General features: G+C 50.1%; 8 protein-coding genes. 3 read left to right on the top strand and 5 right to left on the bottom strand.

The features are described from left to right. The coding region (locus ACEW8P_RS07840) for an alpha/beta hydrolase fold domain-containing protein (protein WP_373512538.1) at positions 1 to 696 on the top strand (696 nt) is incomplete at its 5' end. 22 nt (positions 697 to 718) lie between these two features. Here ACEW8P_RS07840 and ACEW8P_RS07835 read toward each other — a convergent pair. The 5 genes from ACEW8P_RS07835 to rimP form a co-directional block, all read right to left on the bottom strand. Beyond that, entirely contained in the window at positions 719 to 1,012 is a 294-nt protein-coding gene (locus tag ACEW8P_RS07835; RefSeq protein ID WP_373512537.1) for a hypothetical protein, read from the bottom strand. A gap of 49 nt (positions 1,013 to 1,061) precedes the next feature. Continuing rightward, positions 1,062 to 1,397: a hypothetical protein gene (locus ACEW8P_RS07830; protein ID WP_373512536.1), complete on the bottom strand. Its 336-nt coding sequence runs from the start codon at positions 1,395 to 1,397 to the stop codon at positions 1,062 to 1,064. Between the two features lie 180 nt (positions 1,398 to 1,577). Next, positions 1,578 to 4,532: a translation initiation factor IF-2 gene (gene infB / locus ACEW8P_RS07825; RefSeq protein ID WP_373512535.1), complete on the bottom strand. Its 2,955-nt coding sequence runs from the start codon at positions 4,530 to 4,532 to the stop codon at positions 1,578 to 1,580. 94 nt (positions 4,533 to 4,626) lie between these two features. Further along, positions 4,627 to 5,868: a transcription termination factor NusA gene (gene nusA, locus ACEW8P_RS07820; protein ID WP_373512534.1), complete on the bottom strand. Its 1,242-nt coding sequence runs from the start codon at positions 5,866 to 5,868 to the stop codon at positions 4,627 to 4,629. An 88-nt stretch (positions 5,869 to 5,956) separates the two neighbouring features. After that, positions 5,957 to 6,439 carry a ribosome maturation factor RimP gene (rimP, locus tag ACEW8P_RS07815; protein ID WP_373512533.1) on the bottom strand — a complete coding sequence of 161 codons (483 nt, stop codon included), beginning with the start codon at positions 6,437 to 6,439 and terminating at the stop codon, positions 5,957 to 5,959. 155 nt (positions 6,440 to 6,594) lie between these two features. On the opposite strand from rimP, the gene ACEW8P_RS07810 reads away from it, so the two are divergent. Next, positions 6,595 to 7,689: an endonuclease/exonuclease/phosphatase family protein gene (locus ACEW8P_RS07810; protein WP_373512532.1), complete on the top strand. Its 1,095-nt coding sequence runs from the start codon at positions 6,595 to 6,597 to the stop codon at positions 7,687 to 7,689. A 39-nt stretch (positions 7,690 to 7,728) separates the two neighbouring features. Further along, positions 7,729 to 8,901, top strand: coding sequence for a TIGR03364 family FAD-dependent oxidoreductase (locus ACEW8P_RS07805; RefSeq protein WP_373512531.1), 1,173 nt, complete (start codon positions 7,729 to 7,731; stop codon positions 8,899 to 8,901). Positions 8,902 to 8,994 lie beyond the last annotated feature (93 nt).

Here is an 8,994-nt window from a genome sequence, read left to right as displayed (position 1 = left end):
CTGACTCTTGATTTGCATTTACCCGTAGCCGAGGACAGTTCACGTGCCGAGGTGGTTATATTGCTGCACGGTGGAGGTTGGGTGAGTGGGGACAAATCGTTCCTTAAACCGACGGTCGATATATTGAAAAACCAAAGGAAGAATTTGGCCATCGTCAATATTAACTACCGAGTGAGCAGTGGCAAAAACAATCTACTTTCATTGCAATTGGCAGATTTGGCCGATGTAGTAGATTTTTTGATAAACAATGCCGACAAGTACAACATAAGAAAAGACCGTTTTCGATTGACTGGATTTAGTGCCGGCGGTCATATCGCCCTTACATACGCTTACAAATCGACTGACACTACGATTGGTGCAATAGTGGCGGTGTCTGCTCCTACGGAATTGTCACTGCGGGCGTGGTTGGATAAAACGTTATGGTCGAAAGTAGAACTCTTGACGGGCTATTCCTACGGTGGGCCGATCGATATTTTCAAAGACGACAGTCCCTTCTATTTGGCTACACCCCGATCGCCTCGTACCATCCTGGTATATGGCGAAGCGGACGAACTAGTTTCTCCCCGACAGGGTGAACTACTCGCCGACAAACTGAAACTACTGCGGGTACCATACGCCTATCACCTCGTGCTAGGGGAAACGCATGAACTGTCTGCCAGAAAAGCCGCCGAATACATTATGGAAGCTTACCAATAAATATATAACCCAGCCCTCTCAGCTATTCCTTGGGAACATCTACGTTCGTATTTTCTTCACTTATCGTGACTATATCTGAGAGGTCGTCTTCCAGCGCGACTTCATCGGCGATGGGCTCGGGAACCTCGTCGAAGGCGTGATCCATTTGGGTACTGTGATTTTTGGTACCCGTCTGGAAGGTACTTTCTCCCGGACGAGCATCTACCAATCCAAGGTTGGAATGCGTTTGAACTACACGCTCCTCATCGATCCGTTGGCTGGCTTCTTCGTCTTGAACGAACTTCTTCTCTGGCTTGGCGTCTTTTTTGTCTTGCATAATATATTTTGATTTAAAAAAAGAGGTTGATGTGACTTTCTGTTATCAATTATTTCCCGCTTTCCCTGGCGGAAGTTTTCTTACTTTTTTCAAGACTCTCCTTTAAGTTCTCGGCTTCCTTCACAGGATCTTCAAGGCGGCGGTCCATGTCCTCATCCGCCAAATGCAGCGAGGCTTCTTCTTTGCCCTGTGCCGGATTGGTACTGTACCCATCACTGGGATCTTTCTCCTCCAAGGGTTTCTCTGGCTCATAAGGTTGCTCACTAGTTGATGTGGGCAGGTAACGATCCGGGTCGTAGGTCTTCGGTTTATCTTCCTTTTTTTCTTTCAGAGCGTGAGCCAGTGAGTTGTCCTGGGTGTCTTCTGATTTGCTATCGTTATCCATGGTTTTGTTGTTGATGAGTATTTATAGATTACTGACAGGTAAAAAACTGTGCCCTTCCCGGAAATGTTTTATGTGAAACTCGATTGCTGTACTCAGATGGCAATAAAAAAAGCAGGCACGAGAGCCTGCTTTTTTTATTGTTAAAATAATTGTAGCTGCGCGCACATCCAGCGCCTGGAATTAACTGTCCTTAAGCGTTCTCTTAACCTCCTTGAGTTCGAAGCTTTCAATGATGTCGTTTTCTTCAATGTCGTTGAAGTTCTTGATATTCAGACCACATTCATAGCCAGACTTCACCTCAGTAACATCATCTTTGAAGCGTTTCAGTGAGTCGATCTCACCCGTATGAATCACAATACCGTCGCGAATGATACGAATTTTGTTATTGCGCTTCACGTAACCGTCTGTCACGTAACAACCCGCGATAGTACCGATACGACTGATCTTGAACACTTCGCGAATCTGAATATTTCCGGTCACGATTTCCTCCACCGTAGGGGCCAACATGCCCGTCATGGCGTCTTTGATCTCGTCAATAGCCTGGTAAATAACCGAGTAGTGGCGGATTTCGATCTGCTCCTGCTCGGCCATGCGCTTGGCACTCGGCGAAGGTCGCACCTGGAAGCCCACGATGATGGCATCGGAAGCAATGGCCAGGTTGACGTCTGACTCTGATATCTGTCCCACCGCCTTGTGAATGGTGTTGACCTGAATCTCGGAAGTTGAAAGTTGCAGCAGAGAGTCCGAAAGGGCTTCTACTGAACCGTCTACGTCGCCTTTCACAATCAGGTTGAGTTCTTTGAAAGAACCAATGGCTTTGCGTCGGCCAATCTCTTCCAGCGTAATGTGCTTGCGGGAACGGATGGTCTGCTCACGCAGAATTTGCTCACGTTTTGTGGCCAGTTCACGGGCGTCGCGTTCCTGTTCCATAACGTTGAACTTATCGCCCGACTGGGGGGCTCCGTTCAGTCCCAGTACTTGCACCGGATCGGAAGGCCCGGCTTTTCTCAGTTTTTTTCCAAGATGGTCGGTCATGGCCTTCACGCGGCCATGGTGCGCACCAGCAAGGATAATGTCGCCCACTTTCAGCGTACCAGCCTGTACCAAAATCGTGGTTACGTAGCCGCGTCCTTTGTCAAGTGAAGCTTCCACCACCGTTCCGACCGCACGACGGTCAGGATTGGCTTTCAGTTCAAGAAGTTCGGATTCCAGCAGTACTTTTTCCAACAGGTCGTCGATACCCAAACCGGACTTCGAAGAAATTTCCTGTGATTGGTACTTACCACCCCAGTCTTCAACCAGGTAGTTCATTTGGGAAAGTTCTTCCCGTATTTTCTCGGTATTGGCACCGGGCTTATCAACTTTACTGAACGCGAAAACAATGGGAACGCCCGCCACCTGCGCGTGGTTGATCGCCTCGCGCGTCTGGGGCATCACGCTGTCGTCCGCCGCAATCACGATGATAACCACGTCGGTAACTTTTGCACCGCGTGCTCGCATGGCAGTAAAGGCTTCATGACCGGGTGTATCGAGGAACGTTACCTGCTTGCCCGATTTCGTATTGACGCTATATGCCCCGATGTGCTGCGTAATACCGCCCGCTTCACCGCTGGCGACGTTTTCTGAACGTATGTAGTCAAGCAACGAGGTCTTGCCGTGATCTACGTGTCCCATGATCGTGACGATCGGGGCGCGTTCCTCCATGTCTTCGGGTGCGTCGATTATGTCAACTACCTCGTTTTGAATCTCCTCCTCAGCGGAAATAAATTCCACTTCATAGCCAAATTCGTCGGCAATAAAAGTGATGGCTTCGGCGTCGATACGCTGGTTGATAGACACGAACATACCCATGCTCAGGCAGACCGAAATAACTTCCTGCACACTGACATCCATTAGGGAAGCCAGTTCGTTGGCCGAGATGTACTCGGTCACGCGCAGTACCTTTGTTTCGTCCTGATCAAAGTTGCTGTCGTCCTGATCGGCGCGATCTCGGCGGCGGCTGCGTGCGGCACGGCCTCTCTGTTGGGTAACGGTGCCACTACCCATACGGGCCATTGTGGCCTTGATGTTGTCAGCAACCTCTTTGTCGGAAACTTCCTCGCGGCGTCCACCTCGTCGGCTAGACTTCCCGCGTGCGGTGGTACCCGAACTGGTAGTGCTTTTTGCAGTCGTGGTGGAACGAGGAACGGGCGTTCCGGTAGCGGCTCCCGGTACGGGCTTCGCTTCGCCACGATTATCGCGAATGCGTTTTCGCTTGCGTTTGCGTTTTTTGTCGCTGTCACTGTCCGAGCCGTCTTTCTTCTTGGAGCGTTCGGAAGGGAGTTCGATCTTGCCAACTACTTTCAGGCCGCGCAATTGTTTGCCTTTGGCCTCAATCACACTCGCCTCGTCGACTTCTGCTTCTTCGTTAACCTCATCAGGAGCCGACGCTTCGGCTTCCGGTTTCTTTTTCTCTTCAGCAACGGGTGCTGCTTCCTCAGGTTGTACTTCCTTTGGCTGCTCGACTACTGGCTCGGGGGCTTTCTCGGCAACGGGTTCGGCAACAGGAGTTGGCTCCGGCTCCGCTGCTTTCACTGGCTCGGCGGGCGGAGTAGGCTTCTCTTCTTTTACTTCGGGAACTTTGACCTCGGCTTCAGGTTTCGGCGCAACAGGCTCGGGGGCTACTGGCTCCTGCTTAGTTACCGGAGTGGGTTTCACTTCGGGCTTATGCTTGGCCACGGGTCTGCGACCATCGAGGTCGATCTTACCGACCACTTTGATACCCGGTAGTTTGGCCTCAGCAGGCATACGATTTTCCTCGACGGGCTTTTCCTCGCTTGGCTTTTCCTCTTTCTTCTCGGCTACCGGGGCGGGTGGCGTGCGGAAGTAAAGTACCTCGTCCACGTCACTGGGCTGCTCGTCCTCCTGCTTCTCAGGTTCGGGTTCGGCGGCTGGTTTGTTCCGCCCACCCGAATTTTTCAGCTTATCCAAATCGTACTCTTTGGCCAAAGAGTCAATCTGAGCCGCATTCAATTTGGTATTGGGATTAGACTCGACCTTGAAGCCCTCAGTGGACAAATAATCCACGATCGTAGAAGTTCCTACGTTCAGGATACGTGCCACTTGGCTCAGGCGCATCATTTTTTCTTCTGCCATATTCAGCAATTAACGAAAATTATTCTTCTATGGGTAATTAAAATAAGCAAGCATTGTCTGAACGGGGGCGGGCAGAAAAATGACTGCCTAACTCTTACTCAAACTCCTTACGCAAAATGTCGAGGATTTCCTCGATGGTATTTTCTTCCAGGTCGGTGCGACGGACGAGTTCCTCCGTACTCAGGGCCAGCACGCTCCGGGCGGTATCGAGGCCAATTTTACGGAATTCCACGATCATCCAATCTTCTATTTCATCGTCGAATTCCGAGAGATCCACATCTTCTTCGGCCAATTCTTCAACATCCCGGAAGACATCAATTTCCATACCTACCAGCTTTCCGGCCAGTTTAATGTTTTGTCCGCCCTTACCGATAGCCAGCGAAACTTGGTCGGGTTTCAGGTACACCGACACGCGCTTGGCATCGTGGTCGATGTGCATGGATGTGACCTTGGCCGGGCTGAGCGAACGGCTGATGAGTAGTTCGAGGTTCTCGGTATAATTGATAACGTCGATGTTCTCATTGTTAAGCTCCCGCACTATACTGTGGATACGGGAACCTTTCATGCCCACGCAGGCACCCACCGGGTCGATGCGGTCGTCGTACGATTCCACGGCTACCTTGGCGCGGTCGCCGGGTTCGCGCACGATACGGCGCACCGAAATCAGGCCGTCGTAGATTTCAGGAATTTCAATTTCGAATAACCTTTCCAGAAACATTGGCGAAGTACGGGAAAGCATTACGCGCGGCGTGCCGTTGTTCATTTCCACCTTATGGATGATTGCCTTTACGCTTTCACCTTTGCGGAAACGATCTTTAGGAATCTGTTCATTTCGCGGCATCGTTAGTTCGTTGCCGTCTTCGTCCAGCACGATCAGCTCATGGCGCAGTGTTTGATACACTTCGCCCGTGATCAGTTCCCCGACCTGGTCTTTGTACTTTTCGTAAAGCAGTTCCTTTTCAAGATCCTTGATCTTCTGAATCAAGGTCTGCCGGGCAGTCTGCACAAGACGGCGGCCGAACTCTTCCAGCTTAACCTCCTCGGCAACCTCTTCACCTACTTCAAAGTCTTCCTCGATCTTTTGGGCCTCCGAAAGCGGAATTTTGTCATGATCCCAGATATCCTCTGATTCGTCGTCCACGATTTCGCGGGTACGCCACATCTCGAGGTCACCGTTTTCGGGGTTAATGATCACGTCAAAATTGTCGTCCGTACCGTACTTCTTACGAATCATGGTGCGGAATACTTCTTCCAGAATACTGATCATCGTAGGACGATCAATGGCTTTCGTGCTGGCAAAATCAGCGAACGAATCTATTAAAATGGAGCTATCCATACTTTTAATGGACAAATTATAATTAGTTATTGATAATTAAAAATCGGTAGTTCGATTTTCGAAATACACCAATTTAAGGTGAATCCAATTACTTAAATGACACCTGAACGATGGCTTTCGCGATGGCGTCGAGATTCAACTCGGGTCGCAGCGATGCTTCATCCAAGGGTACTTTCAACTTCTTCTTAGGGGTCGGTAGTTGTAGCACAATGCTGTTTTCTTTGGCTTCCAGCAACGTTCCGGTCAAGCTCTCCCCACTATTCAGCGTCACTTTCAGGTTGCGGCCAATATTCTTGCGAAACTGACGAAGCAACCGCAAAGGCTGATCCAAGCCAGGCGACGACACTTCAAGTGTATAAGCAGTGTCCAATACCTCCGCAGCTTCCATATCCTGGCCCAGTTGGCGGCTGACATCGGCACACTCCTGAATCGTGATCCCCTCGTCACTATCCAGCATAATAAGCACTTTCTGGCTTCCCCGCACGGGCTTAAACTGAATATCGACGGTGAAATATTTTCCATCTTCCAGCAAGGGTTCCAGAAACGCTTGAATTTGCTCTTTTGTGACCATATTACAACAAAAAAGGGGATTTAAAATCCCCTCAACCTTAGTATTGAACCGAAATTGTGCCGCAAAGATAATACTATTTTAGAATTTCCACAAACACACCTCACTCACGGATTTATTCACTAGGTTGTCTTACTTTTGCGGCTTAATCCCTCTCTATGCGTCTGGTCAGCGGCCTGCTTTGGTCTTTGTATAAAATCGCGGTCATCTATACTCTTCTGGCCTATGCCCTCGTGTACTGGACACCCAGCGCGCACTGGGCGGCGGGGTTCGTCATGCTCTCGCTGCCCGTCATGCTGGTGTTTCATGTAGTCTTTTTGGTAGTTTGGGCCTTGATTTCCCCAAAACGATTGTTAACAACACTCTTCGTACTGGCACTGGGCTATCCCTTCCTGGCCCGTACAGTACAGTTTGGCTTTTCTCAGGATGAAACCATTTCAGGCACCCGCCCTGAAAACACACTTAAAGTACTGAACTACAACGTATATAAGTTCAATATGTTCGCTTTTCGGGCGAAGGAGGACACGCTCACGATCAGGGCCACACGGCAATGGCTGACCGGGCAGGATGCCGACGTCCTGTGCTTTCAGGAGTTTTATCACTACGACCATATCCCCGAACTCGACTTCCGCCGTCTGCTTCGTAAGGCCGGATACCGCTACGAAGCCTTTCAATTGAACGAGTATCAGGGCGATTCGCCCTACCGCAATGGCCTGGCGGTTTTTTCCAGATTTCCCATCGTGGCGCGTCGGGATACTTCCTTTACAAACCAAAATGGTTTGGTCGAAGTAGATATCGCTTGGCGCAATACCACTGTCAGGATTATCGATGTTCATCTCTATTCAATGACCCTGAATCTTTCCGATGTAGCGGCCCAAAGGCAATACGATGGCCTGAAACGCGAAACGGGGGCAACCTTTCGCCTGATGCGGCGCGGATTCAGCCAGCGGAGTAAAGAAACCCAGGTGCTGGAAAAATGGATAGCTGATTCGCCCCATCCGGTGATCGTGTGCGGTGATTTTAACGAAACGCCGTATAGCTACGTGTACGGGCGACTGCGAAAACGGCTGCACAACGCTTTCGAGGAGAAAGGCAACGGCTTTGGCTTCACCTACAACCGCCTTCCTTACTTTATCAGGATCGACAATCAATTTTTTGACCAGGGAAAATTAGAACTATTGGACTTCAAAACCTTAGACGAAATCCCCTATTCTGATCATTATCCGCTCGTTGGGCGGTATCAGATTAAATAGTTCAGCGCACTGAGTTCTCGAAGTCTCAATATTCCAATCTTGAAAAGAAACGAGTTGATGAAACCCTTTGATTTGATCGTAGTAGGTGGTGGCATCTTGGGTACTTCTCATGCTCTGATGGCCGCCCGCCTGGGCAAAACGGTGGCTTTATTGGAAAAAAACAACCGTCCACAAAGCGCCACCGTCCGCAATTTTGGGCAAGTAGTTCCTTCCGGTTTGTCGGGACGCTGGCATGGCTACGGGCGGCGGAGCGTAGAGCTTTACAAGGAAATACACCAGGAATTCGACATCACTGTACGGGCGGCGGGATCGGTGTACGTGGCTTCCGATGCGGAAGAGTGGCAGATCGCTCAGGAATCAGCGGTGATTTTTGCGCAAAAAGATTTCCCCAACGAATTGCTGTCACCAGAAGAAACACTGGCTCGGTTTCCCTACCTGAATGAATTCTACATCCAGGGAAGCATTTTTTTTCCAGAGGATGTGAGCGTGGAACCGGACAAAATGGTGCATCGCCTGATTTCTTACAGCGTTCAAAAATACGGTCTCAAATACCAGTCCGACTCCGCTGTGGTGGCCTGCGAGCCAAAGGGCGACCTGATAGAGGTTCGCACTAGCCGGAACGAGACGCTGCAAGCCGAGCGGGTAGTTGTGTGCAGTGGTAGCGATTTTAATTTGCTCTTTCCCGAAATTTTCGCGCAAAGTGGTTTGGTAGTGAGCAAATTGCAAATGCTGCAAACCTACCCATTGCCCCAAATCAAGATGGCTACCAACGTGCTGACCGGACTGACGCTCCGTCGCTACGAAGCTTTTGAAGAATGTCCGTCTTTCATGAAACTGAGCGTTCCGGCTCATTACGTTGAACTCAAAAAGTGGGGTATCCACATTCTATTTAAGCAAGCGAACGATGGCTCCATCATCATCGGCGACTCACACGAGTACGCCCCGGCAACGCAAGTCCACGAACTAGGTTTTGACGTAAAAAACTACATCAACGAACTGATTCTCGATGAAGCCGAGCGCATTGTCAACTTCCCGGTGCGCGGCATCGCCCGCACTTGGGCGGGGTACTACGCCCAACACCCCGACGAGATTTTTGAAAAAGAGGTCGAGCCCCGGCTGCAAATCGTGACGGGTATCGGCGGCAAGGGCATGACGTCAAGTTTGGGGTTTGCAGAGGAGAATGTGGGGCGGTGGTTCGAGAAGGCTAATTGATAAAAACACCCAGGCGTTCAATACTTTTTGTATAAAGCCGATTGAACACATCATGCTTTATCGTATTTTGCAAGGTTTAGGTCGCCTTGCAAG

Source organism: Persicitalea sp. (genome assembly GCF_041751555.1).
In the GTDB taxonomy this organism is placed as follows: domain Bacteria; phylum Bacteroidota; class Bacteroidia; order Cytophagales; family Spirosomataceae; genus Persicitalea.
Note: the sequence above shows the minus strand (reverse complement) of the source record. Positions and strands in the feature narration are given on the sequence as shown.